At 60.4% G+C, this 24,450-nt stretch carries 27 protein-coding genes (1 of these 27 running past the window's edge); 17 read left to right on the top strand and 10 right to left on the bottom strand.

The window, feature by feature from the left end; translation table 11 throughout:
• Window positions 1-4 precede the first annotated feature (4 nt).
• Window positions 5-1,039: a lipopolysaccharide heptosyltransferase II gene (waaF, locus tag CK911_RS16625; protein ID WP_098971344.1), complete on the top strand. Its 1,035-nt coding sequence runs from the start codon at window positions 5-7 to the stop codon at window positions 1,037-1,039.
• Between the two features lies 1 nt (window position 1,040).
• Window positions 1,041-2,306 carry a lipid IV(A) 3-deoxy-D-manno-octulosonic acid transferase gene (waaA, locus tag CK911_RS16620; RefSeq protein ID WP_098971342.1) on the top strand — a complete coding sequence of 422 codons (1,266 nt, stop codon included), beginning with the start codon at window positions 1,041-1,043 and terminating at the stop codon, window positions 2,304-2,306.
• 81 nt (window positions 2,307-2,387) lie between these two features.
• On the opposite strand, the gene CK911_RS16615 is transcribed toward waaA, so the two are convergent.
• From CK911_RS16615 to CK911_RS16605, 3 genes are read right to left on the bottom strand one after another with little or no spacing between them, the layout of a single operon-like run.
• On the bottom strand, window positions 2,388-3,647 hold the full coding sequence (locus CK911_RS16615; RefSeq protein WP_068979334.1) for a PTS ascorbate transporter subunit IIC: 1,260 nt from the start codon (window positions 3,645-3,647) through the stop codon (window positions 2,388-2,390).
• A gap of 51 nt (window positions 3,648-3,698) precedes the next feature.
• Window positions 3,699-3,986 (bottom strand): PTS sugar transporter subunit IIB, encoded by a 288-nt coding sequence (locus CK911_RS16610; RefSeq protein ID WP_042022659.1) that lies wholly within the window; start codon window positions 3,984-3,986, stop codon window positions 3,699-3,701.
• Between the two features lie 35 nt (window positions 3,987-4,021).
• Window positions 4,022-4,465: a PTS sugar transporter subunit IIA gene (locus CK911_RS16605; RefSeq protein WP_042022661.1), complete on the bottom strand. Its 444-nt coding sequence runs from the start codon at window positions 4,463-4,465 to the stop codon at window positions 4,022-4,024.
• A gap of 251 nt (window positions 4,466-4,716) precedes the next feature.
• Here CK911_RS16605 and CK911_RS16600 point away from each other — a divergent pair, with 251 nt between their 5' ends.
• The 4 genes from CK911_RS16600 (at window position 4,717) to CK911_RS16585 (ending at window position 7,421) form a co-directional block, all read left to right on the top strand.
• Window positions 4,717-5,739: a LacI family DNA-binding transcriptional regulator gene (locus tag CK911_RS16600; RefSeq protein ID WP_098971340.1), complete on the top strand. Its 1,023-nt coding sequence runs from the start codon at window positions 4,717-4,719 to the stop codon at window positions 5,737-5,739.
• A gap of 32 nt (window positions 5,740-5,771) precedes the next feature.
• The gene (locus CK911_RS16595; protein ID WP_098971337.1) at window positions 5,772-6,752 is read left to right on the top strand and encodes an MDR family oxidoreductase; all 981 of its coding nucleotides are present in this window, start codon (window positions 5,772-5,774) and stop codon (window positions 6,750-6,752) included.
• A gap of 74 nt (window positions 6,753-6,826) precedes the next feature.
• A complete protein-coding gene (locus CK911_RS21605) occupies window positions 6,827-6,952 on the top strand; it encodes a hypothetical protein (RefSeq protein WP_256029019.1) in 126 nt (41 codons plus the stop codon).
• A 136-nt stretch (window positions 6,953-7,088) separates the two neighbouring features.
• Window positions 7,089-7,421, top strand: coding sequence for a DUF2799 domain-containing protein (locus CK911_RS16585; RefSeq protein ID WP_172954040.1), 333 nt, complete (start codon window positions 7,089-7,091; stop codon window positions 7,419-7,421).
• A gap of 19 nt (window positions 7,422-7,440) precedes the next feature.
• Here the strand turns inward: CK911_RS16585 and CK911_RS16580 are convergent, their stop codons facing one another.
• Entirely contained in the window at window positions 7,441-7,605 is a 165-nt protein-coding gene (locus tag CK911_RS16580) for a hypothetical protein (RefSeq protein ID WP_098971330.1), read from the bottom strand.
• A 112-nt stretch (window positions 7,606-7,717) separates the two neighbouring features.
• The gene (locus CK911_RS16575) at window positions 7,718-8,155 is read right to left on the bottom strand and encodes a flagellar basal body-associated FliL family protein (protein ID WP_098971328.1); all 438 of its coding nucleotides are present in this window, start codon (window positions 8,153-8,155) and stop codon (window positions 7,718-7,720) included.
• Between the two features lie 145 nt (window positions 8,156-8,300).
• Here CK911_RS16575 and CK911_RS16570 point away from each other — a divergent pair, with 145 nt between their 5' ends.
• Window positions 8,301-8,837, top strand: coding sequence for a chorismate lyase (locus CK911_RS16570; protein WP_098971326.1), 537 nt, complete (start codon window positions 8,301-8,303; stop codon window positions 8,835-8,837).
• Window positions 8,834-9,703, top strand: coding sequence for a 4-hydroxybenzoate octaprenyltransferase (ubiA, locus tag CK911_RS16565; RefSeq protein ID WP_098971323.1), 870 nt, complete (start codon window positions 8,834-8,836; stop codon window positions 9,701-9,703). Before CK911_RS16570 ends, ubiA begins: the two co-directional genes overlap by 4 nt.
• Before the next feature lie 70 nt (window positions 9,704-9,773).
• Here the strand turns inward: ubiA and plsB are convergent, their stop codons facing one another.
• Window positions 9,774-12,197, bottom strand: coding sequence for a glycerol-3-phosphate 1-O-acyltransferase PlsB (gene plsB, locus CK911_RS16560; RefSeq protein ID WP_098971321.1), 2,424 nt, complete (start codon window positions 12,195-12,197; stop codon window positions 9,774-9,776).
• 204 nt (window positions 12,198-12,401) lie between these two features.
• Between plsB and lexA the strand changes: the two genes are divergently transcribed.
• From lexA to CK911_RS16540, 4 genes are all read left to right on the top strand, one after another.
• The gene (gene lexA, locus CK911_RS16555; RefSeq protein WP_098971319.1) at window positions 12,402-13,025 is read left to right on the top strand and encodes a transcriptional repressor LexA; all 624 of its coding nucleotides are present in this window, start codon (window positions 12,402-12,404) and stop codon (window positions 13,023-13,025) included.
• Between the two features lie 483 nt (window positions 13,026-13,508).
• The gene (locus tag CK911_RS16550) at window positions 13,509-13,724 is read left to right on the top strand and encodes a hypothetical protein (protein ID WP_098971316.1); all 216 of its coding nucleotides are present in this window, start codon (window positions 13,509-13,511) and stop codon (window positions 13,722-13,724) included.
• Between the two features lie 207 nt (window positions 13,725-13,931).
• Window positions 13,932-14,558, top strand: a complete 627-nt coding sequence (locus CK911_RS16545; protein ID WP_172954107.1) for an SCO family protein — start codon at window positions 13,932-13,934, stop codon at window positions 14,556-14,558.
• 2 nt (window positions 14,559-14,560) lie between these two features.
• Window positions 14,561-15,922: an MATE family efflux transporter gene (locus tag CK911_RS16540; RefSeq protein WP_098971314.1), complete on the top strand. Its 1,362-nt coding sequence runs from the start codon at window positions 14,561-14,563 to the stop codon at window positions 15,920-15,922.
• A 13-nt stretch (window positions 15,923-15,935) separates the two neighbouring features.
• Here the strand turns inward: CK911_RS16540 and trmL are convergent, their stop codons facing one another.
• The 3 genes from trmL to CK911_RS16525 all read right to left on the bottom strand — a co-directional run bounded on the left by trmL (window position 15,936) and on the right by CK911_RS16525 (window position 18,522).
• Window positions 15,936-16,400 carry a tRNA (uridine(34)/cytosine(34)/5-carboxymethylaminomethyluridine(34)-2'-O)-methyltransferase TrmL gene (trmL, locus tag CK911_RS16535; RefSeq protein ID WP_005339545.1) on the bottom strand — a complete coding sequence of 155 codons (465 nt, stop codon included), beginning with the start codon at window positions 16,398-16,400 and terminating at the stop codon, window positions 15,936-15,938.
• 74 nt (window positions 16,401-16,474) lie between these two features.
• On the bottom strand, window positions 16,475-17,830 hold the full coding sequence (locus CK911_RS16530; RefSeq protein WP_098972743.1) for an ATP-binding protein: 1,356 nt from the start codon (window positions 17,828-17,830) through the stop codon (window positions 16,475-16,477).
• On the bottom strand, window positions 17,827-18,522 hold the full coding sequence (locus CK911_RS16525) for a response regulator (RefSeq protein WP_098971311.1): 696 nt from the start codon (window positions 18,520-18,522) through the stop codon (window positions 17,827-17,829). Before CK911_RS16525 ends, CK911_RS16530 begins: the two co-directional genes overlap by 4 nt.
• 85 nt (window positions 18,523-18,607) lie before the next feature.
• On the opposite strand from CK911_RS16525, the gene CK911_RS16520 reads away from it, so the two are divergent.
• The 4 genes from CK911_RS16520 (at window position 18,608) to CK911_RS21395 (ending at window position 22,067) form a co-directional block, all read left to right on the top strand.
• The gene (locus CK911_RS16520) at window positions 18,608-19,519 is read left to right on the top strand and encodes a cation diffusion facilitator family transporter (protein ID WP_042022684.1); all 912 of its coding nucleotides are present in this window, start codon (window positions 18,608-18,610) and stop codon (window positions 19,517-19,519) included.
• An 8-nt stretch (window positions 19,520-19,527) separates the two neighbouring features.
• Window positions 19,528-20,307: a serine O-acetyltransferase gene (cysE, locus tag CK911_RS16515; protein ID WP_042022685.1), complete on the top strand. Its 780-nt coding sequence runs from the start codon at window positions 19,528-19,530 to the stop codon at window positions 20,305-20,307.
• A 21-nt stretch (window positions 20,308-20,328) separates the two neighbouring features.
• A complete protein-coding gene (locus CK911_RS16510) occupies window positions 20,329-21,609 on the top strand; it encodes a hypothetical protein (RefSeq protein ID WP_098971309.1) in 1,281 nt (426 codons plus the stop codon).
• Between the two features lie 248 nt (window positions 21,610-21,857).
• Window positions 21,858-22,067 (top strand): cell division protein ZapB, encoded by a 210-nt coding sequence (locus CK911_RS21395; protein WP_042022687.1) that lies wholly within the window; start codon window positions 21,858-21,860, stop codon window positions 22,065-22,067.
• 72 nt (window positions 22,068-22,139) lie between these two features.
• On the opposite strand, the gene elbB is transcribed toward CK911_RS21395, so the two are convergent.
• The gene (gene elbB, locus CK911_RS16500) at window positions 22,140-22,790 is read right to left on the bottom strand and encodes an isoprenoid biosynthesis glyoxalase ElbB (RefSeq protein ID WP_042022689.1); all 651 of its coding nucleotides are present in this window, start codon (window positions 22,788-22,790) and stop codon (window positions 22,140-22,142) included.
• A 400-nt stretch (window positions 22,791-23,190) separates the two neighbouring features.
• On the opposite strand from elbB, the gene polA reads away from it, so the two are divergent.
• Window positions 23,191-24,450: the 5' end (the start) of a DNA polymerase I gene (gene polA, locus CK911_RS16495; protein ID WP_098971304.1), read on the top strand. 1,497 nt of this gene lie beyond the right edge of the window; 1,260 of the gene's 2,757 nt are visible here — the first part of the coding sequence; the start codon lies at window positions 23,191-23,193; its stop codon lies off the right edge, out of view.

Here is a 24,450-nt window from a genome sequence, read left to right as displayed (position 1 = left end):
CGTGATGAAAATATTGGTGATCGGCCCCTCCTGGGTCGGCGACATGGTGATGTCCCAGAGTCTCTACAAGGCAATCAAGGCCAACCACCCGGAGTGTGGGCTGCACGTGATGGCGCCATCCTGGTGCTGCGCCCTGCTGGAGCGGATGCCGGAGGTGGACAAGGCGATCACCATGCCCCTTGGCCACGGTGACTTCAAGCTGGTGGCGCGCCGCCGCCTTGGTAAGCAGCTGGCGGCAGAGAAGTACGATCAGGCCATCGTCCAGCCCAACTCCATGAAGTCGGCGCTGATCCCCTGGTTTGCCAGTATTCCGGTGCGTACTGGCTGGAAGGGCGAGAGCCGCTACGGCCTGCTCAACGACCTGCGCAGCAACAAGTCTGCCTTCCCGCTGATGGTCGAGGCCTATCTGGCGCTCGCCTATCCCAAGGCGCAGATGAAGAGCCGGGCCGATATCCCGACCATTCCGCACCCGGCGCTCCACGTCGATCTGATCAACCAGAGCAAGGCGCTGGAGCGACTGGGGCTGGATCGCGCTCGCCCGGTGCTGGTGCTCTGTCCCGGTGCCGAGTTCGGCCCGGCCAAACGCTGGCCGGAGGGGCACTACGCCGTGGTGGCCCAGCAGCATCTGGACGAGGGGTGGCAGGTGTGGATCTTCGGCTCCAACAAGGATCTGCCGGTCGGCAACACCATCCGGGATCGGGTCAATCTGCTGACCCGCCCCAACTGCCATGTGCTGGCGGGCAAGACCAGCCTGCACGAGGCGATCGATCTGATGGCGCTGGCCAGCCGGGTCATCTCCAACGACTCCGGCCTGATGCACATCGCCGCCGCCCTCAACCGGCCACTGGTCGGCGTCTATGGCTCCACCTCGCCGCTCTATACCCCGCCGCTGGCAGATCGGGTCGAGATCGTCCACACCGACATCGAGTGCCGCCCCTGTTTCAAGCGCACCTGCAAGTTCGGCCACCTCAAGTGCCTGATTGACTTGCCGCCGGAGCAGGTGGTCGATGCCTGCAAGAAGCTGGAACAGAGTCAGTAAGATGCCCTACCGTCTGCTCTACAACCTGCTGATCCATCTGGGATTGCCGCTGGCGCTGCTGGCGCTCTACAAGCCGAAGAAGGGCAAGCCCGGTTTTGGCGAGCGCTGGGCCGAGCATCTCGGCCGACTGCCTGCCACCGGACAGGATGCGCCTTTGTGGATCCATGCGGTGAGCGTGGGGGAGACGCTGGCCATCACGCCGCTGATTCGTGCTCTCAAGGCGGAGCGGCCCGATCTGCCGATCCTGCTCACCACCACCACTCGCACCGGCGCTGAGCAGGCCGCCAAGCTGGGGGATCTGGTGATGCATCGCTACGCGCCGCTCGACTACCCCTGGGCGGTGGCGGCCTTTCTCGACACCTTCAAGCCGCGCGCGCTCTGGGTGATGGAGACCGAGCTATGGCCAAACTGGCTAGCCGCCTGCGAGGCGCGCCATCTGCCGGTGACCATCATCAATGCCCGCCTTTCCGAGCGATCCTGTCAGCGTTACGCCCGCTTCCACGGTGCCTTCGACGCCCTGAGCCGACCGCTGACCCATCTGCTCTGTCAGCATCAGGATGACGCCGACCGCTTCGCTCGCCTTGGCATCGGTCGCGAGCGGCTGGCGGTGACCGGCTCCATCAAGTTCGATATCCAGTTTGGTGACGAGGTGCAGGCCAAAGGGCGTGCCCTGCGTCAGCAGCTGGGGGCGGATCGGCCAGTCTGGATTGCCGCCAGCACCCATCTGGGTGAGGACGAGCAGGTGCTGGCCGCCTTCGATCTGTTGCTCAAGCGCCATCCCGCTGCGCTGCTGATTCTGGTGCCGCGCCATCCCGAGCGGTTCGATCGGGTGGCCGAGCTGTGTGTCCCTTACGGCTGTGTGCGGCGCACCAGTAACGCCGTGATGGGGGCGGAGGATAAGGTTTATCTCGGCGATACCATGGGCGAGCTGCCGCTGATGCTGGCGGCGGCCGATGTGGCCTTTGTCGGCGGCAGTCTGGTCAAGGTGGGCGGCCACAATCTGCTGGAGCCAGCGGCGCTCGGCAAGCCCTGCCTGACTGGCCCCGCCTACTTCAACTTCAGCGATATCACCCGTCAGCTGGTGGCTCAGGGGGGCGCCGCCATCGTGGCCGATGCCGCCGAGCTGGGCGAGCGGGTGAGCCAGCTGTTTGTCGACGGGAGCGCCCGCCGCGAGATGGGCGAGCAGGCCCGCGCCGTGGTGCTGCGCAATCAGGGGGCGCTGGCGCGCACTCTCTCGCATTGCCTCGCCGCGCTGGAAAACGACTGACTCCCGGCCATGCAGACAAGATGGCAGCCATAAAAAAATGGAGCGCGATGCGCTCCGTTTTGTTGTTGGCTCTGGCCGGGATTAGCGAACGATCAGCCCCAGCAGGATGCCCAGTACCCCAAAGTCGGAGTCGCTGAAGGTGGTGTTGGCAAAGCCGAGGTCGCCCAGCACCGGCAGCAGGAACACCGGCAGGATGGTGAGCAGCAGCAGGCCGTTGGCGAAGGAGCCCAGAATGGCACCACGACGACCACCGGTGGCGTTACCGAATACCCCGGCGGCCGCGCCGACGAAGAAGTGCGGTACCACGCCCGGGATGATGACGGTCAGGCCCATCACGTAGAGCAGCGCCATCCCCACCAGACCGGCGGCAAAGCTGGACAGGAAGCCGATCAGCACGGCGTTGGGGGCGTAAGGGAAGACGATGGGGCAGTCGAGCGCCGGTTTGGCGTTCGGTACCAGCTTGTCGGAGATCCCCTTGAAGGCCGGCACGATCTCGGCGATGACCATCCGCACACCCTGCAGGATGACGTAGACGCCAGCGGCGAAGGTGATGGACTGCATCAGGGAGAACATCAGCCAGTGCTTGCCCTTGGCAACGCTGGTCACAAACTCGGGACCGGCGAAGGCGGCGGTCACCAGGAAGATGATGCCCATGGTGAAGGAGATGGCCACCGGGGTGTCGCGCAGGAACAGCAGGCTCTTGGGCACCTGCACATCTTCACAGCTGTGGGCCTTGTTACCAAATTTGGCGCCGATCAGGGCGGAGAGTACGTAGGAGCAGGTGGAGAAGTGGCCCAGTGCCACATCATCGGAGCCGGTGATCTGCCTCATGAACGGCTGGGCAATCGCCGGGAAGAAGACCATGGCGACACCAACCACCAGGCTGCCCACCGCGATGAGCGGAATGCCGCTCATGCCACCGGCGGAGAGGATCACTGCGACCATCATCGACATAAAGAGGGTGTGGTGGCCGGTCAGGAAGATGAATTTCCACGGGGTGAGGCGGGCGATCAGGATATTCACCAACATGGCGAAGAACATGATCATCGCCATCTCTTTGCCAAACGAGGTCTGGGCAATGGAGACGATGGCCTCGTTGTTGGGCACGACCCCTTTGATGCCGAAGGCGTGCTGGAAGATGACGGCGAAGTCACCCAGCGAGTTGATCACCAGGGTGGCACCGGCCCCCAGAATGACAAAACCCATGATGGTCTTGACCGTGCCCTTGATGCACTCGGTCACCGGTTTTTTCTGGGCTATCAGGCCAATAAGTGCAATCAGGCCAACCAGTACGGCGGGCTCTGACAGCACGTCAAACATCAGAAAATTGAAAAATTCCATGGTCAGCTCCTGGCAATGGAAGATGCGGCCCGCAGGCCGCATGGAGGATGCTTAGAGGGCGCCCAGTTCGCGCAGGGCGGTGGAGAGCTGCTCTTTCATGGCGACCTTGTCGACCATGTTGGCGAGGGTCACCAGTCGGCCATTGACGCCCATGGATTGCAGCTGCTCGGCGATGTCGCGGGTGGCGACAAAGATCTCGGCGGTTTCGCTACCGGCGGAGGCCAGATCGCGGTGATCCACTTCGGCAGTGACTGCCAGCTCTTTCAGGATGCTCTTGATGCTCATTTCCATCATCAGGCTGGTGCCCAGACCGTGACCGCATACAACCAGAATTTTCATCGTCTCTTCCTTTGTCAGGTGCGCCTTGGCGCAGATCAGTAGCGCGCCAGAATGCGCAAGATGTCGTCTTTGGTGTCGGCCGCAATGATGGCCGCCACATCCTCTTCATTCATAAACAGCTCGGCCAGCTGGGCGATGGTCTCCACATGGGAGTTGCTGTCGCTGGCAGCCAGGGTCACCAATAGCTGGACCGGGTCGTTGCCTTCGGAATCAAAGTTGACTCCCTGCTTGATGACGGTCAGCCCCAGACCCAGCCGGTTGACCCCATCCTCGGGGCGAGCGTGCGGCATCGCCAGACCGGGGCCCAGTACGTAGTAGGGGCCGAGCTCTTCATGGGAGCGAAACAGCGCCGCCACATAGGAGGGTTCGATGGTGCCATTGGCCAGCAGGGGCGCCGTTGCCAGCTCGATGGCGTGGCGCCAGTCGCGAGCGGCAGGTTCGATGCGGATGACATCCTCGGTCAGCAGTTGAGTCAGCATGGTGGTGATCCGGCTAGTTAAGATGGGGCCAATCTAACGATCTTGTCGCCGGGAAACTGTGAGGGTGATCGCGAAAGTTAGCGCTATCAGGTAGCGCTAACATGAAACTGTGATAGCGCTATCACTTCATCCATTAACGGGAGTCATCTTGCCCCCGTGATCCGGGAAAGAGGGTAGAATCGGCCCTGAGCAAATAGTCAGTGCCGCACTTTTGCCTTAAAGTGGGCAGCCGCAAGTCAAGGATGGGATGGATGTCAGAAGCAAAGAAGCGCCGTAGCACGGGTCGGGTGACCCTCAATGATGTGGCTCAGCTGGCCGGGGTGGGAGCCATGACGGTCTCCCGCGCCCTGCGTACCCCCGAGATGGTCTCCGACAAGATGCGCGAGCGTATCGAAGCTGCGGTGGAAGAGCTCGGCTACATTCCCAACCGGGCGGCCGGGGCGCTGGCGTCTGCTACCTCCCAGACCATCGTAGTGATCGTCCCCAGTCTGGCGGAAGCGGGTTGTGGCGAGATGATCGCCGGTCTGCAGCAGACCCTGCTCGATGAGGGCTACCAGATCATGTTGGGGGATGCCCAGCACCTGAGGCAGCAGGAAGAGAGCCTGCTGACCAGCTTCCTGCAGCACAATCCGGCGGCGGTGGTGCTGTTTGGCGGCGATCTCGGCGAGACGATCCGGGCCCGCTTGAAAGCTTCTCGTCTGCCGGTGGTGGAAGTAGGGGCCATGGCCCGCAGCCCCATCGACATGAATGTGGGGGTTTCCAACTTCGATGCCGGTTATCAGCTGACCCGGCACCTGATTGAGCGGGGTTATCGCAATATCGGTTTTCTCTGTGCCCGTCAGGAGCAGTGGATGCTGCAACAGCGGATGCAGGGCTGGCAGAAGGCGCTGCTCGACAATTACCTCTCCCCCGATGCCATTATCAACACCTCGGAGCGGCCCAGCTTCAGCACTGGCGCCACCATGCTGGGGGAGTTTCTGCTGCGCTGGCCCGAGCTGGACGCGCTGATCTGCGTTAACGACGAGCTGGCGGCGGGCGTGCTGTTCGAGTGCCAGCGGCGCCATCTCGCTGTGCCCGGCAAGCTGGCCATCGCCGGATTCGACGATCTGGATGTGGCGCGGGCCTGTTATCCGACCCTCACTTCGGTCAGGATCCCCTATCGCAACATGGGGCAGGAGGCCGCCGAGCTGATCCTGCGCCAGCTGGCCGGGGAGTCCGTGAGCGGTACTGCTCTGGCTCTCGATTTTCAACTGCAAAAGCGCCAAAGCAGCTGACCCCCATTTCACACGTCATCAAAGAGGCAACCATGTTCAAGGCTCTGTTACTGGAAAACCAAGACGGCAAGACTGTTCCAACCCTGACCCAGCTGGCCGAGAGTCAGTTGCCGGACGGTGAAGTGCGGGTGGCGGTCACCTACAGCTCCATCAACTACAAGGATGGGCTGGCCATCACCGGCAAGGGCAAGATAGTGCGCCAGTGGCCGCTGGTGCCCGGCATCGACTTCGCCGGTACCGTGCTCGAATCTGCCGACAGTCGTTATCAGCCTGGCGACAAGGTGGTGTTGACCGGCTGGGGTGTGGGTGAAGGGCATTGGGGCGGCATGGCCGAACAGGCGCGGGTCAAGGGGGACTGGCTGGTGCCGCTGCCCGCCGGGCTGGATGAGCGGCAGGCCATGTGCATCGGCACCGCCGGTCTCACCGCCATGCTTTGCGTGCTGGCGCTGGAAGAGGCGGGTATTACTCCCAAAAGCGGCGAGGTGCTGGTCACCGGCGCGGCGGGCGGTGTGGGTTCCACCTCGGTTGCGCTGCTGGCAGCCCTTGGCTATCAGGTCGCGGCGCTGACCGGTCGTCCGGAAGAGCAGGGCGCCATGCTGACCGCGCTGGGTGCCAGTCGCATCGTGCCACGCAGTGAACTGCTGGTGCCCGCTAAACCGCTGGAGAAACAGCTGTGGGCCGCTGCCATCGACACCGTTGGCAGTCAGGTACTGGCCAAGTTGCTGGCCCAGATGAACTACGGCGGCGCCGTGGCGGCTTGCGGGCTGGCAGGCGGCTTCGATCTGCCGACCAGCGTGATGCCCTTCATCCTGCGCAATGTGCGGTTGCAGGGGGTCGATTCGGTGCTGTGCCCGTTTGAACGTCGTCAACTGGCGTGGCAGCGACTGGCGCGGGATCTGCCCGCCAGCTTCTTCGAACAGGCGGTCACCGAGATTGGGCTGGAGCAGGTGGTCGCGGCCGCCGAGGCCATTACGCTGGGTCAGATCGCTGGCCGCACCCTGGTCAAACTTTGATCTCACCTTGACTGGCGAGCCCGACATTTCCGGATAAAATTGGAGTGCGGGTGAACTATCCAAGGAGAGTGAAGATGGGTGGACACAAGCCGGATTACGACTCCTCTGATGACGAGTGGGATCCGGAATCCTGGGAAGAAGAGCTGGATCAATGGGAAGATGAAAGCTGGCAGGATGATGACACTTTCGATGACCAGTGAACCACAGCATTAAATGAACAGGCGGGCTTTGGCCCGCCTGATTTTTTTGCCGCGCTCACAAGGTTGACTGTTCGCCCTTGGTCAGTGCCGGGCCGCTGGGTAGAATGAACTGCCCAAATGACACTCAAGGATGACTATGCGACTCACCATCATACTGTTGGCTGCCCTGCTGGGTGGCTGCGTCTCGAACGATGATCCCTGCGAGAAGGTGTGGAGCGAGGTGGGGGAGGCGGATGGCAAACTGGGCTTCACCAGTGAGCGGATCGCGTTTCATCAGGATCAGTGTGGCAAGAAGGTGGATGCCGAGCTATGGGAGCAGGGACGCCAGAAGGGGCTGGCCTGGTATTGCCGTCCGGAGCATCTCTATCTGGCTGGCCGTTCCGGCAGTGAATATCGCGGTGTCTGCCCCAACGATATCCAGGCGCGCAGATTATTCGATCAGGGGCGTCACGGCTGGACCGATCAATAACGCCCTGGTTGAGAAGGGGCTACTCCTCTTTCAACCGCAGCGGCTGGCAGAGGTAGCCCTTGTCATTGGCACTGCGGGCACACTTGCCGCAGACAAACTTGGGTTTGCGCACTATCTTGCGCAACGCCTTGAGATCGGTGGGGATCTCGTGACGGCGCCACTCACACAGGGTTTTACTGCCCATAACGACTACCTCTACGACTCGATGGGCGTATTGTAATCGATTTTCATTTCGAATAAACCGGCGAAGCTCGCTTATTGGCCGATATGCCAATAAGCGACTGTTTCGGGAGGGATTACTGGTAGAGGAACTTGGTGAAGATGAGCTCGCGCACCGCTTTCTTGCCGGTCTCTTTCACCAGCAGCTCGTTGGCCTTGGTCTCGCACTCCTTGCGCAGCTCTTCGCGGCTGACCAGAGATTTGATCTGATCGGCGCTCTTGCTGCCCATCAGGCGGATGATGGTGTCGCGGATCAGCGGATCATGCTGCTCCAGCAGTTTGAGGTCGGCCTCATTTTCAGCCATCAGTTCCACTGTGACCCTGACGTAACCGAGGGTTTTGCCATCGCTCAGGTAGTTGGTGATGATGTCCGGATCCAGCAGGTGGTAGAAGAAGCCCGGCTTGGCGGCCGCTGCGGCCTCTCCCTCTGCGGGCGGCTCCTCTCCCCCGGATGCATATACCTGAAGTGCGCCGCAACTCAGTAACAACACCAGCAGAATTTTGAAGATCTTCATATAGATGGCTCATCAGCAAGAGATACCCCATTTTTGATGCTGCCATCGGGGCCGTCAAGCACGGATGTTCTTACATTTCGCTATTGATTTACGGATAATAAACCGGATTTTAACCTGAACACGGAAATCTCTGGATGGTGAAGCTGTGAAGTCCGAGTTGACTGTTCCCCTCACGCCATTAAGCGGCTGGTTGGCCCCTGAATGTTGCGAGTTGCCCGCCAGCTTGCGCCCCTGGCTGCTGGAGCCTGGCTCCATGACCCGGCGCCTGCGCCAGCACAATCGCCACTTCTCGGTGGCGTGGCTGGGCAATCACCCGGTCGCCCTCACTGCCGATGAGCAGTGGCTGGTGGATTCGGCTTCGCCGGTCGGTACCTGCCGCGAAGTGATCCTGCACGGGGATAGGGGGCCCGCGGTGCTGGGTTGGACCCTGTTTGCCGACGGTGCGCTGCAAGGGAGCGGCATTGCCGAGCTTGGCGAGCAGCCGCTGGGTGAGCGGATATTTGGCCATGAGCCTGCCCGCCGCGATCACCTGCAGTTGGCGCGCTTCGAGATTGCCGCCAATCCCCGTTGCCCGACAGCCATCGTCTGGGGGCGTCGTTCCCGTCTGTTTCTGGGGCAGTGGCCACTGCTGGTGCACGAGCTGTTTCTGCCCTCTCTCGTCTGTGACAAGGAGCTGGAGTGAATCTGTTAACCAAGGAGCGGGGACTTGCCTACATGCAGTTGGCCCGCGTCGATAAACCTATAGGCACTCTACTGCTGCTGTGGCCGACTCTGTGGGCACTCTGGCTGGCGGCCGGTGGCCTGCCCAATCTCTGGGTGCTGACCGTGTTTGTAGTCGGAGTCTTTCTGATGCGCTCGGCCGGGTGTGTTATCAACGACTATGCGGATCGCAACTTTGACGGCCACGTCAAACGCACCGCTGGTCGGCCATTGCCCACGGGCAGGGTCAAGCCGTGGGAGGTGCTGGCGCTCTTTTTCGTGCTGGCGATCATCTCGTTTGCGCTGGTGCTGACCATGAATCCGCTCACCATCAGCCTGTCGTTTGTCGGCCTGCTGCTGGCGGTGAGCTACCCCTTCATGAAGCGTTTTATCTCCAACCCCCAGCTGGTGCTCGGAATGGCCTTCTCCTGGTCGATCCCGATGGCCTATGCGGCGCAGGCGGATGCCCTGCCGCTGGTGGCTTGGCTACTCTTCTTCGCCAACCTGCTCTGGACCGTGGCTTACGATACCCAGTACGCCATGGTGGATCGGGATGACGACCTCAGGCTCGGCCTCAAGTCCAGCGCCATCCTGTTTGGTCGTCATGACAAGCGGATCATCGGGGCGTTGCAGCTTTCGGCGCTGCTGCTGCTGTTGGCGGTGGGCCATCTGATGCTGCTGGGTGGTTGGTATTACTGGGGATTGCTGGGGGCGGCGGTGCTGTTTGTCTATCAGCAGCGGCTTATTCGCGCGCGGCAGCGGGAAGCCTGCTTCCAGGCGTTTCTCAACAACAATTATGTGGGGGCGCTGGTGTTTGCCGGTCTGGTGCTCGACTACCTGCTGGCGTGATAGCGCGCTGAGTAAAACGGAATGAAAAAAGAAGGCCGCATGATGCGGCCTTCTTTGTTTGCGTTGCAGGTCAGAGCTGGTTGCCTGCCTGAATGGTGCGGCGGATCTTGTTGCTCAGCAGCGGCACTATGTTGTCGGCCAGCGCCTGGAAGCGGCCCAGATCCGGCTTGCACTCGGGGGAGAGGTAGCCCTCTTTGCGCAATGTGTGGATCAGGGTGCTGAACAGCTTCTGGTCGAAGAACTCGGGAGCGTTGATGCCGTGCAGGGTGCCGAGGCGCTCTGCCATCATCAGGCCGTCCGCTTCCAGCTGCTCCGCCTCGATACGGGGTTGGGCCAGTACCCGGGTCAGCACGATGGCGTAGCGTTGCAGGGTCTCCTGAATACTTTCTGCCAGCAGCAGCAGGCGCATCTGGTTGCCCGGATTAACCCAGTAACCGCCATCGCGCAGCTCAATCAGTTGCTGGGCCTGCAGGGCATCGAGCAGGCTGTCTACCACCGCTGGTAGATCTTCTTCCTCATAATGAAGGAACAGTTCTGTCTTGAGCAGCGGATAGATGTCGATGCAGCGGGCCACGATCTCGCTGTGGGAGATCCCCTCGCAACGCTCGATCAGCGCTGCCACCAGGGATGGCATGGCGAACAGGTGCAAGATGTTGTTGCGGTAGTAGGTCAGCAGGATCGCCTGATAGCGGTCCAGACTGATGATCTGCCCCAGCTTGTCCTCGCTCACCTCGAACTTGTTGAGCTCCATCGCCTGATCCAGCAGGGTCTTGGCATCCTCATCCGGAATGGTGCTCTGCGAGCTGTAGGGTACCGCCTTGAGCAGATCCAGATAGGTGTTGAGCTGGGCCTGCAGCTCGTCGCGGGTCAGGGCATGACGCTCGGCGGCCAGCAGTGCCAGCGCACTCAGGGTCAGGCCGTTGACGGCGGCGGCGGCATTGATGCGAGTCATCAATAGCTCGGCCAGATTGTTGACTGTGCCCGCCATCCACTCAGGGCGCTCCTCTTCGCCGATATGGGATTTCCACTCCGGGACGTGTTCACTGAGGTAACTGTTGAGGGTCAATGGCTCACCGAAGTTGACGAAGCCACGGCCGTAGTTACGCAGCTTGCGCAGAATCCCGAGCACCTGCAGGAAGCTCTCCTTCTCCTTGCGGCTGCCCTTGAGTTCGTTGTGGTAGGTGTTCACCTCCATCACGTGCTCGTAGCCCAGATAGACCGGCACCAGGGTGACCGGCCTGTCCAGCCCGCGCATCATCGCCTGCAGGGTCATCGCCAGCATGCCTGTCTTGGGTGGCAGCAGACGGCCGGTACGGGAGCGGCCCCCTTCGGTGAAGAACTCCACCGAGTAACCCTTGGCAAACAGCAGGTTGAGGTATTCGCGGAATACCGTGCTGTAGAGCGGGTTGCCCTTGAAGGTGCGGCGAATGAAGAAGGCACCGCCGTGGCGGAAGATCGGGCCTGCTGGCCAGAAGTTGAGGTTGATGCCTGCCGCGATATGGGGCGGCACCATCCCCTGGTGGTAGATGACGTAGGAGAGCAGCAGGTAGTCCATGTGGCTGCGATGGCAGGGGACATAGACAATCTCGTGCCCTTCCTGCGCCAGCTGGCGTACCTTCTCGGCACCATTGACCGACAAACCGCGATAGAGCTTGTTCCACAGCCAGCCGAGGAAGCTCTCGCCAAGGCGGATCAGCCGGTAGGAGAAATCGGAGGCAATTTCATCCATGTAGCCGTGGGCGCGCTTTTGCGCCTTCTCGAGGCTAATGTTCTCGCGCTGGGCTTCTTCTTCAATGGCTTGCTGGATCACCCCGGAGTCGAGCAGCTGCTTGAACAGCAGATTGCGGTTGGGCAGTTTCGGTCCGGTGGCGGCCAGCTGCTGGCGACTGAAGTGGGTGCGGGCCACGCGCGCCAGCTTGTGGGCGATCGCTTCATCGGTGCCGTGTTTGTCTGCCATGTGGCGCAAAGAGAGCGGCGGCGAGAAGCGCACCAGATTCTCACGACCCTTGAGGATTACGATCAGCGCCTTCTTCAGCCGGTTTGGCGCCAGGCTGCTGATGATGTTGAGGCCGGAGGCCTCTTCCCCTTCCCGACCCGGGGCACGGCCCCAGAACAGAGTAACGGGCACCACCTGGATATCCAGCTCGGGATCCTGCTTGTGCAGATCCAGCAGCTGGTGGAACTCTTGCAAGAACGGCAGCGGCTTGCTGCGCTTGCCGAACAGGGGAGGCGGACGATCCAGACAGACGTAGCGCGGCAGCAGCTGGCCATTGAGCTCCAGCGGGGTGAAGGGGCCGGGCAGACCGAGATCCTCGCAGCACTGCTGCAAGGTCATCAGGTCGGTGATCGAACTGGTTTTCAGGGCATAGACAATGGGTCTGTCCGGGTCCAGATTGAGCTCGGTGATGGGATTTTCCGGCAAGCTCTTGTGATTGACCAAGCCACTGACCGGCCATTGCAGGATGGCTCTGGATATCTTCTGCCCTATGGACATGTGCGTCTGCTCTCCAAAAAAATGCGGCGTGAGCATAGCAAATCGGTAGCCCCTTGTCGCCGAGAGGTACGATGAGTCGGCTGAGCGAGATCAAAACAGTGATAAATGCGGGATGGGTTGCGACAAATGTCAGCTGTGCCTTGCCTTGGCTGGCACACTGTATATACTGCCAGTGTGCTGTATAAAAAAACAGGTGCCAATGCTATGAAACCCCTTACCCCCCGCCAGGCCGAAGTGCTGGAGCTGATCAAGGTAAACATGAGCGAGACCGGTATGCCGCCGACTCGTGCCGAGATTGCCCAGAAGCTTGGTTTTAAATCGGCCAATGCGGCCGAAGAACATCTGAAGGCCCTGGCCAAGAAAGGGGTCATCGAGATCATGCCGGGCACGTCCCGCGGCATTCGCCTGTTGCTCGAAGAGGAAGAGGTACTGGCAGAGAGTGGCCTGCCGCTGATCGGCAAGGTGGCCGCCGGTGAACCCATTCTGGCTCAGGAGCATATCGAGAGCCATTATCAGGTGGATCCCTCCCTGTTCCATCCGCGGGCAGATTTTCTGCTGCGGGTACAGGGAATGAGCATGAAGAACATCGGCATTCTGGATGGTGACCTGCTGGCGGTGCACAAGACTCAGGATGTGCGTAATGGTCAGGTGGTGGTCGCCCGTCTCGATGAGGATGTCACCGTCAAGCGCTTCCAGCGCAAGGGCAGTCAGGTATGGTTGTTGCCGGAGAACGAAGAGCTATCCCCCATCGAGGTGGATCTCTCCTGCCAGCAGCTCACTATCGAGGGGCTGGCGGTTGGAGTGATCCGCAACGCCGACTGGATGTAATTCTTCCCTCCAACTGCGTTTGCCACACGGCCTCCTTCGGGAGGCCGTGCTGTTTCTGGCGCACTTTCCCTGTCATATCAAGCAGATCGTCGGCGGCGGCATTTTTGTCCTGCGCGACCGGTTACCAATCATCTATTTCAGATATATGCTCAGATCAGTGCCCTGTCGCCGAGACGGGGCTCGGCTCCTCATGGGGACAACGTCAATGAGCCGTTATGGGAGGGCCGGTAACAACGAGAATCGCGAAGTACACCTTCACGGGATATGAAGGGGGAGTGGGGAGATCCCGAGCCCTGTCGGGCAGAGGGGACCACTCGTAGAGTTGCAGCTAGTCGTGACGGGCCTGACGATCGCTCAGGCCGATGCAGCAATATGACCTGTCGGTCAAGGAGGACTGGTATGGCATCAAGATCGCCATGGGATTCAGAGGTGGTAGTTGTACCATCGGCATCGTCTATCACCCGTTGTGTCAAAGGTAGCCGGATGACCTGGTTTTATGGTCTCTGGTTACACCACAAGGGTTCACACTGGACACTCTGGTTGGGATGCCCGAAGGAGAAGGTGGTGCGTCTGGTGTTACTGTTCAAGCGGGGCCATGGCGATCGCCAGGGGGAAGAGGGCTTGCTGGCACCCGTCATTCCCATCGGCGTGCGGGCCATCGGCAAGATGTTGCAGCAGGGACGCAACGCTCGCCCCTGAGCAGAAGAGGCAAGCAGACGCACACCTAACCGGCACCCGAGGGGCCGGTTTTTTTATGGTCTGAACTGGCGATCAATTGTGCCAAATGGTCGGTTCCTGACTGTGCGAGACACAAGGTTGACCCACGTTGCTGGCTCGCTGGGGTACAATACCCCTCTTGTCCGGTCACTGCTGGCCATCTACCTCGAACTTAAAGGGTCTCTTGTGATGATAAAGCTCCGCTATCCCCTGCTTTTTCTACTGCTGACAGGCTGCCTGACCCTGGCGTTCTACGCCACCCAGCCTGAGCAGCCGCAACAGGCTGACTACTATCCTGCGGGGCGGGATATCAATGATTTCGCCTTTACCGATGCGGACAACAAGCCGTTCACCCCTGCCAACCTGAAGGGGCACTGGACCTTTCTGTTTATCGGCTACACCTTCTGCCCCGATATCTGCCCCACTACCCTGGCAGATATGCGCTCCGTGTATGACCAGCTGAAGAAGATGGCGTCCAACAGTCAGGTGGTGTTTATTTCGGCAGACCCCCAGCGCGATGACATTCCCCGTCTCAAGACCTACACCGCCTTCTTCAATCCCGAGTTCAAGGCGGCCACCGCCCCCCACGACAAGCTGTTCCCGTTCGTGCGCAATCTGGGGCTGATCTACTCCATCGCCAATCAGGGTGAGAAGGATTACCTGATCGATCACTCCGCCTCCATCGTGCTCATCAATCCCAAGGGCAAGCTGCAGGGGGTGTTCCGCCCGCAGGTGGTGCCGGGTGAGGTGCCCCGGGTGCCGATGGCTACCATGTTGTCTGATTTTTCCCGCATGATGAAGCTGGCTGGCTACTGAAAATGACCCCGCCGGTTGCCCCATGGTGGCGTGATCCCTCTCGTCACCGTGCGGTCTTTGTTCTCGCCCTGCCCATGGTCTTCTCCAATATCTCCACTCCCTTGCTGGGGCTGGTGGACACCTGGGTGATCGGTCACCTCGGTCAGGCCTGGTTTCTGGGGGGCGTCTCGGTTGGCGCGACCCTGATCAATCTCATCTTCTGGCTACTCGGCTTTCTGCGGATGTCGACTACCGGGCTGACGGCGCAGGCCCACGGCGCTGCCAACGGCCGCGCCCAGCTCGATACTCTGCTGCGGGCGCTGGGGTTGGCCATTGCCCTCGGTTTGGCGCTGCTGTTGTTGCTCTTTCCCCTGTTACCCCGACTGATCGCCCTGAGTGGCGGCTCGGCAGAGGTGCAGCTCTATGCCAGCCACTATGTTGAGGTGCGGATCTGGAGCGCGCCGGCGGCGCTCTGCAATCTGGTGATCATGGGTTGGCTGCTGGGGATGCAGGATGCCCGCAGCCCCATGGTGATGCTGATCCTCACCAATCTGGTCAATATGGCGCTCGATGCCCTGTTTGTGCTGGGGCTCGGCTGGCAGGTGCGGGGTGTGGCGGCGGCCTCGGTGCTGGCGGACTACTGTGCGCTGGCTGCCGGGATCTGGCTGGTGCGCCGTCAGCTGCGGCAGCTGGCGCCGACGGTGTGGCAGGATGGCTGGCAGCGCTGGCGGCAACTTGCCCCCATGGTGCGGCTGCTCGGCCTAAATCGCGATATCTTCCTGCGTTCCCTCTGTTTGCAGCTCTGCTTCGCCTTTATGACCCTGCAAGGGGCGCGGCTGGGGGATGTGGCGGTGGCCGCCAATGCGGTGTTGCTCAACTTCCTGATGCTCATCTCCTACGGGCTCGATGGCTTTGCCTACGCGGTGGAGGCCATGGTGGGGCGGGCCATCGGTCTGCGGGATCGGCAGAAACTGCGGGAGGTCATCGTGCTCAATCTGGGCTGGGCCGCCCTGATTGCGACCGCATTTACCTTGGGGTTCGCCCTGTTGGGTGGCTGGCTGGTGGGTCAGATTACTGACATTCCGGCGGTAGTGGCGGAGGCGAACCGCCAACTCCCCTGGCTTATCGCCATGCCGCTGCTGGCGGTCTGGTGCTTCCTGCTGGACGGGGTGTTTATCGGGGCGACCCGGGCACGGGAGATGCGTAACAGCATGATGCTGGCCGCATTTGGCGGCTTCTTCCCGATCTGGTGGCTCTGTCAGTCGTGGGGCGTGGCCGCCTTGTGGGCGGCGATGGCGGCACTGATGGTGGGGCGCGGTCTGTCGCTGGGGGTCATCTGCTGGCGGTTGGAGCGCAGCGGGCAACTGCTCGACGCCCGCCACTGATCCGCGATGGCGCTTACATGGCGCCGTCGTAACCGAGCTGGCGCCAGCTCTCGTAGACGAATACCGACACCGCGTTAGAGAGATTCATGCTGCGGCTCTGGGGCACCATAGGGATGCGCAGCCGCTGCTCGAATGGCAGGCTCTCGATGATCTCGATGGGCAGGCCGCGACTCTCCGGGCCAAACAGCAGGGCATCGCCAAGGGCATACTGGGCTGCCGAGTGCGCGGTGCGGCCCTTGGTGGTGCAGGCGAACACTCGCTTGGGCGCCACGGCTGCCAGAAAGGCTTCATAGCTTGGCCAGCGCTTCACCTCGGCAAACTCGTGATAGTCGAGTCCCGCCCGCTTCACCCGCTTGTCATCCCACTCAAATCCCAGCGGCTCGATCAGATGGAGCCGGTAACCGGTATTGGCGCAGAGCCGGATGATATTGCCGGTATTGGGCGGAATTTCAGGCTGGTAGAGGACGATATCGAGCATGACGAGTTCCTGCAAAGAGATGTAAAGCCAAGAAGGGGCGCCAGCATACCCAGCGCCCGTCCGGATGAAAAGGATCAGGCGATGGGCAAGCGGATGGTGATGGTCAGCCCGGTCGGATGATTGTTGCTGGCCGCAATGGTGCCGCCATGGCGCTGAATGGCCTCTGCGGCGATGGCCAAGCCGAGCCCGGTGCCGCCGGTTTTGGCGTTGCGAGCATCATCGACCCGGAAGAAGGGCTGGAACAGCAGTGCTTGCTGCTCGTCAGGCACCCCGGGACCGTCATCCCGAATGATCATCACCCACTCCAGCCCCTCCCGATACCAGTCTACCTTGATGAACTCGCGGGCATACTTGAGGGCGTTGCGCAGGGGGTTCTCCACCGCTCGTGCCAGCAGCTCGGGCCACATCTGGATTGATTCGGCAGGCAGCGGCTGCAATCTGAGCTGCTTGCCACTCTGGTTCGCCTCGAACATGGCATCCTCGAGGATGGGTTCCAGCAGCACTGCCAGCGGATGGATCACCGGCGCTTCTACGTGCTGTTGCACCCGCGACAGATCCAGCAGATCGCCGATCAGCTTGTCCAGCCGTCCTATCTCCGATTCGATCCGTGCCAGCTCGGCGCTGTCCCCCTGCTTGCGGCGGATCAGCGCCTGCGCCAGCTGCATTCGGGTGAGGGGGCTGCGCAGCTCGTGGGAGATATCGGAAAGCAGCTGTTTCTGCTTCTGGATCATGCTCTTGAGCGTCTCCACCATACGGCTGACGTTATCTGCAAGTTGGCCAATCTCGTCCCCCCGTCCCAGGTTGGGGATCTGCACCTCCAGATTACCGGCCGCCAGCTGGGAGACGGATTTTTGCAGTTGCAGGATGGGGCGGGTCAGCCGCCAGGCCAGCAGCAGACAGAGCGGGGTACTGACCAGCATAGAGATGCCCAGAATGCGGATCGGGTGGTCCAGCACCTGAATGAACAGGAACAGGTAAGGGTTCTCGGCATTGAGGCCGAAATAGACGTGGTAGCTGTGGCCGTGATGCTCCATCAGAAAGGGGCCGGCGATCGCCTTGCGATCCTCGTTGCCCAACATGGGGTTGGCCGGGTCATCGGCATCCACCATAAAGCGCACCACGAACTTGCGGGGATGGGCGGTGGACTGGATCTGCCCCTTCTCATCACGGATGTAGACGTTATCCACCGGCAGCATGGCGATTTTGTCCATCACCCTGCTCAGGTCGAAATCCCGATCCGGCTCGGCGGCGTTGAGCAGGGCCTGCACGTTATTCTGCATCCGCGCCGCTTCATGGGTCGGCAACGGGATCTGGTTGCGGGGATCCAGGGTTGGCAGGCTGATCACGGCGGCCAGCATCACCAGCAGCATGAACCAGAACCAGAGGAAGATGTGGGTCGAAATGCTGTTGAGGGAGCGGGGGCTCTCTATTCTTGTTCTAGCCACAGGTAACCGCGCCCCCTTACGGTTTTGAAGCGGGGCTGGTCATCGGTACGATCTGGCAGCTTCTTGCGCAAATTACTCAGGTGCATGTCGATAGCGCGATCGAAGGGCTCCAGCTTTTTGCCCAGCACCTGTTCCGAGAGGTGGCTCTTGCTGACGATCTGGCCGGGGTTGCGCAGCAGGCACTCCAGCAGGCCGAACTCGGTGGCGGTCAACTCCAGCAGCTGTTCGCCGCAGCGAGCTTGTTGCAGACCGGGTTGCAGCACGATGTCCATAAAGTGAACTTCGTCGGAGGCGTTGCCACGCTGGGGTGGGGCGCTCTGGGTGCGGCGCAGGATGGCACGTACCCGGGCCAGCAGCTCCCGATCATCAAAAGGCTTGGCCAGATAGTCGTCGGCCCCCGCCTCCAGACCGTTGACTCGGTCCTGGCTGTCGCCGCGCGCAGTCAGCATCAACACCGGGGTGTCGTGGGTCTTGCGCAGCTTGGTCAGCATGGCAAAGCCGTTTAGCCTGGGCATCATCACATCCAGCAGTACCAGGTCAAAAGTCTGCTCGGTCAGCCGCAGCAGTCCCTCTTCACCATCCTCTGCGACCGTGACCTGAAATCCCTCCAGGGTCAGAATTTCGGTAAGCAACTGGGTCAATTCAAGGTCGTCATCAACGAGGAGTATTCTGTTCATCTGGAGTTATTCCGCAGATTTTCGCGCCAAACTGGCGTCGGGGTCAGGGTATAATAAGTTTTTCACCGTCATAGGAAAGCCGGTTTTGAGCCATCAACAATATTCCCGTTGGGTTACCTTTGCCAGTATGGCTGCGGTCGCCACTGCTACCGTGCTGATTATCGGCAAACTGATCGCCTGGTTGATGACTGACTCATCGACTCTGTTGGCGTCACTCACCGATTCCTTCATGGATGTCAGTGCCTCCATCATCAACCTGTTTGCCATCCGCTATGCGCTGGCCCCTGCCGATGACGAGCACCGCTTTGGTCACGGCAAGGCGGAGTCGCTGGCGGGGCTGATCCAGTCTGCGTTCATTTCTGGCTCGGCGCTGCTGCTGGTGATGCACGGCATCTCCTCTTTGCTCAACCAGGCTCCGATCCATCGACTGGAGGCGGGGCTGTGGGTCAGTGGCGGGTCTATCGTGCTGACCCTGCTGCTAGTCAGTTTTCAGGGTTTTGTCATCCGCAAGACCAACAGCGTGGCCATCAAGGCCGACATGTTGCACTACCGCTCAGATCTGCTGCTCAATGCCGGTGTCTTGCTGGCGCTGGTGTTGGCGGGGCAGGGGTGGTACTGGGCCGACGGCCTGTTTGCCATTCTGATCGGGCTGTTCCTGTTGTGGGGAGCAGGACACATCGGCTACGAGTCGGTGCAGGCGCTGCTCGATCGTCAGTTGCCAGCCGAAGAACAAGCGAGAATAATGGCCCTCTGCTGCGCCGTAGAAGGTGTGCATGGTGTGCATGATCTGCGTACCCGTCAATCCGGGCCGACTCGCTTCGTTCAGTTGCATCTGGAGCTTGATGATCAGATCCCGCTGGTCCAGGCCCATCAGATCGCCGATGAAGCCGAACTGGCGGTGCGCCAGGCATTCGAGCGGATGGATGTCATCATCCACATGGACCCCATCTCGGTGCTGACAAAAGAACAACAGAGCCCCCACCCCGAACAACAGTAGGCTGCAACATGGATGAACTGGTTGCCAAAACCTGGCAGAAAATTCAGCAAGAAGCACAGTGCATGGTGACCGAAGAGCCCATGCTGGCCAGCTTTTTCCACTCCACCATTCTCAATCACAAGAATCTGCGGTCGGCTCTCAGCTTCCAGCTTGCCAACAAGCTCGACAGTGCCACCATGCCAGCCATCGTCTTGCGCGAAGTGATCGAGCTGGCCCTGCACAGTGAGCCGCAACTGCTGGCAGCTGTTGCGGCTGACATCTGCGCCGTGCAGGAGCGTGATCCGGCGGTCGATCTCTTCTCCACCCCGTTGCTCTATCTCAAGGGCTTCCATGCTCTGCAGGGCTATCGGGTCGCCAACTGGTTGTGGCGGCAGGGGCGGCGCTCGCTGGCCCTCTATTTGCAAAACCAGATCTCGGTGGTGTTCGGGGTGGATGTACACCCGGCCGCCCGCATCGGCAAGGGGATCATGTTTGACCATGCCACCGGCATAGTGGTCGGTGAAACGGCGGTGATCGAAGATGATGTCTCGATCCTGCAGAGCGTGACCCTCGGCGGTACCGGCAAGGAGAGCGGTGATCGCCATCCCAAGATCCGCGAAGGGGTGATGATAGGGGCGGGCGCCAAGGTGCTCGGCAATATCGAAGTGGGCATGGGGGCCAAAATCGGCGCGGGCAGCGTGGTGATCAACCCGGTGCCGCCCCACACCACAGTAGCCGGGGTGCCTGCCAAGATCGTTGGCCGCCCGGATTGCGACAAGCCTTCACTGGATATGGATCAGTGCCTCTGATCCCCTGACCGAGACAATTCGATGGCCAAGCGCTGGTCAGGTTACCTGATCCTGGGGATGTGGCTGCTCAACCTGCTTCATCTCTATCTGGGGTTATCCCCCTGGCCAGCGGCCATCGCGGCCTGGGGGGCGTCACTGCTCACCTGGCCATGGCTGGTGGGGGCCGCCAAACGGCAAGCGCTGGCTCTTTATGGTGCAGCCCTGTTGCTGCTCATTTTCTCCTGGTTGCGAGGGGCCAGCCTCGCTGCTGGCGACTGGCTGCTGCCCAACATCAATATGCTCACCATGTTTGCCGCGGTGAGCACTCTTAATCTCGCCACCTCCGGCCTGCTGACCGGCACCACCTCCTGGACCGGGCGCAAGGGGCTGTGGAGCACTATGGCCAGCCTCAATCTGCTGGGGGCCGTCATCAACCTCTCGGTGCTGTTCATCATCGGCGATCGGCTGGAGCGCAACGGGACGCTGGAGCGGCGTCAGGTGATGGTGCTGAGCCGGATTTTCTGTGCCGCCGCCTTCTGGTCACCCTTCTTTGTCGCCATGGCGGTGGCGCTTACCTATGCGCCGGGCTTGCAGCTCTCTCATATTCTGCCGTTCGGGATCCTCGCTGCCTTGCTGGCGATGGGCTTGACCGCCTGGCAGGTGGAGCGGATCGGGGTGGCCGACTTTGCCGGTTATCCGCTGCGACTGCAGACGCTGGGCTTGCCGGTCACGCTGGCGTTGCTGGTGCTGCTGATCAAGCAGATTTGGCCCCAGCTTGGCATTCTGGCGGTGATTGCGCTGGTGGCCCCTTTGTTGGCGTTGCTCTTTATGCCGAGGGTCGGGCGCAAGGCGGCCCTCAAGCGACAGGTGGTGGAGCGCTTTCCCGCCATCGGCGGTCAGCTGGTGCTGTTTCTGGGGGCCGGTTTGCTGGCGGCGGGCATTAACAGTGCGCTGTCGGTAGTCGAGTTTGATATGGGGAACGGTCTACCGCTGTTCAACCACTTTGGCTGGCTCGAAGCCTCCCTGACGCTGTTATTCATTTTGCTGGTGGCCATTGTCGGGGTTCATCCGCTGATCACTATTTCTGCCGTGGCACCGCTGCTCTGGCCGCTGTCGCCAGACCCCAGTCTGCTTGGCATGTGCTTCTTGCTGGGATGGGGGCTCGCCACCGGCACCAGTCCGCTCTCCGGATCCAACCTCGCGCTGGCTTCCCGCTACAACTTGAGTGCTGCCCTGATCCTGCGTTGGAATCTGTGTTACGGGCTGATGATGTACGCTATCGCCTGCCTGTTGTTGGGGGCCTATAGCGCCTTGTATGGATGAGGTGGAATCGATACTGATCTCACCCTTGGCCAGCCTGTTGGCAGGGGGTTGTTTGCTGGTTATCAGGCTCTTGTATCGGATCGGGCGCAGGATGCGAGAAAAATAGACGCATATTTAGACAATACATCTTTGGAAGGCGCATTTTGCAGCGCACTGGCTTGTTTGTGCCAATGCGGTCGAGGTATGCTGGCTTCACGCGCTTGAATCGCCCTCTGTGGGGCATCGCAATTGAACAAACAGGTATGCATATGTCACTAGAAGTCCTTGAGCAACTCGAATCCAAAGTACAATCCGCCGTCGATAACATCTCCCTGCTGAAAATGGAGCTGGACGAGCTGAAAGAGCAGAATGGCAAGCTGCAAGACGAGAACCATCAGCTGCGCAACGAACATGTTGCATGGCAGGAGCGTCTGCGTGCCCTGCTGGGCAAAATGGAGCAGATGGGCGAAACCATCTAATTCATTGCCATCAGGCAGAATTGAAAACGGGCCGCTCCATGAGCGGCCCGTCTGTTTTTGGCGAGTTGGGGATTACAGCGCCAGTAGCTGCCGGACTGTTTTCTCGATGCCGTCTGCCGCTTCAACAATATTGCTGGCCAGCATGTAGGCGGGGGTGGAGATCACCTTGCGTTCCTGATCCACCACGAACTCGTTGACCGGGCAGTTCAGGTGACTGCCGCCCATCGCCTCGATGGCGTTGGCGGTCCCCTCGTCATGGCCGATGGTCGCCAGCGTTCCGGCGCCATAGATCAGCGGGATCATAGCCGGTGCAATGCAGATATAGGCGGCTGGCTTGTTGGCGTTGGCAAAACTTTGGCACGCTTTCAGCACATCGGGCTGGATTTGGCACTCGGCCCCCTTGATGGCGAAGTCGCACAGGTTCTTGGCGGCGCCAAAGCCACCGGGCACCAGCAGCGCGTCATAGTCGCGTGCATCTAACTCTGCCACATCACGGATCTGGCCACGGCAGATGCGGGCCGCTTCGACCAGCACATTGCGGCTCTCTCCCTCGCTCACTTCACCGGTCAGGTGGTTGATCACATGAAGCTGTGCTACGTTCGGTGCGAAGCACTGCACGGCTGCTCCCTGGCGGGCCAGCGCCAGTAGGCTGATGACGGCTTCATGAATTTCGGCCCCGTCAAAGACGCCACAGCCACTCAAAATCACGGCCACTTTTTTCATGGCAAACTCCTCGTTGTTGAAAATGTGAGCCAAGATAGATTGTTGTACTTTTGTATGGTTATCGCTCGCCATCCGCTGGTCAAGTCATCTCGCTGTGCTAGGATTGTTTCGTTTTGGATCCTGCCTTACCTACTCCCTTAAATCTTTTTCCACATTGATCGAGATCATTCTAACGGTGTTGCGGTCTATTTATTTGATTTCAACCTGTTGTTTTATATTGGCTTTTATATTTTTGTGCACAGCTTGATCACTGATGAACATCCAGGTGGCTATTTTTGAACACAGAGTTATCCACAGCCTTGGGCGTTTGAAGTGCCCGTTTATGGTGGTATTACGCCCCTTGGTGTGAAGGGGCCCCTGTGGCATCCTAGCGGCTATTTATCTTTGGCAGGACGATTTCATGGCCTCTAGCAATCCCCTTATTCTGGTCGACGGCTCCTCTTATCTGTACCGCGCTTTCTTTGCCTCCCAGCAGGCCGACCTGCGTACCTCGACCGGTTTGCCGAGCGGCGCCGTCCGTGTCATGGCCAACATGATGCGCAGCCTGCGCAAGCAATACCCTGACTGTCATGTGGCCGTGGTGTTTGATGCCAAGGGCAAGACCTTCCGCGATGACATCTATCCCGAGTACAAGGCCAATCGCCCCAGCATGCCGGAAGACCTGCGCAGCCAGGTCGCTCCCATCCATCAGATGATCAAGGCGATGGGCTTCCCCTTTTTGATGATCGACGGGGTTGAGGCGGATGATGTGATTGGCACCTTGGCCCGCCAGGCGACCGAGAAGCAGCTGCCGGTGCTGATCAGCACTGGTGACAAGGACATGGCGCAGCTGGTCTCCGACCATGTCACCCTGATCGACACCATGAAAGATCTGAAGACCGATCGGGAAGGGGTGATCGAGAAGTTCGGCGTACCGCCCGAGCTCATCATCGACTATCTGGCCCTGATGGGTGACAAGGTCGATAACATTCCCGGCATGACCGGTGTCGGCGAGAAGACCGCACTGGCACTGCTGCAGGGGATTGGCAGCATCGACGAGATTGCCGCCAACCTCGACAAGGTGGCTGCCCTGGGTTTTCGTGGCTCCAAGGCGTTCGCCGACAAGTTCCGCGAACAGGAAGAGCAGGTTCGTCTCTCTTATACCTTGGCGACCATCAAGACCGATGTGGTGCTGGAGCAGGATCTGGAACAGCTGTTGCTCAAACCGGTCGACAAGGAGTCGTTGTTGGCGGTCTACCGCGAATATGAGCTGCGCAACCTGATCAAGGAGCTGGATTCCGGTGGCGAAGAGAGCGTCGGATCAGAAGAGGCAAGTAGCGAGGCAGCGGCTCCGGTTGTCGCCATCGAAACCGACTACCGCTGTATTCTGGACGAGGCCGAGTTTGATGATTGGCTGGCACAGCTTAAAGCGGCACCGCTGTTTGCCTTCGATACCGAAACCACCAGTCTCGACTATATGGAGGCGCGGATCGTCGGTGTCTCCTTCGCGGTAGAACCGGGCAAAGCCGCTTATGTGCCGTTTGGCCACGACTATCTAGGGGCGCCGGTACAGTTGACCGAAGCCGTGGTGTTGGGCAAGCTCAAACCGCTGCTGGAAGATCCGACCCGTCTCAAGGTGGGGCAGAATCTCAAATACGATCGCAACGTGCTGCTCAACCAC

Source organism: Aeromonas sp. CU5, from assembly GCF_002586745.1.
GTDB classification, from domain to species: Bacteria; Pseudomonadota; Gammaproteobacteria; order Enterobacterales; family Aeromonadaceae; genus Aeromonas; species Aeromonas sobria.
Note: the sequence above shows the minus strand (reverse complement) of the source record. Positions and strands in the feature narration are given on the sequence as shown.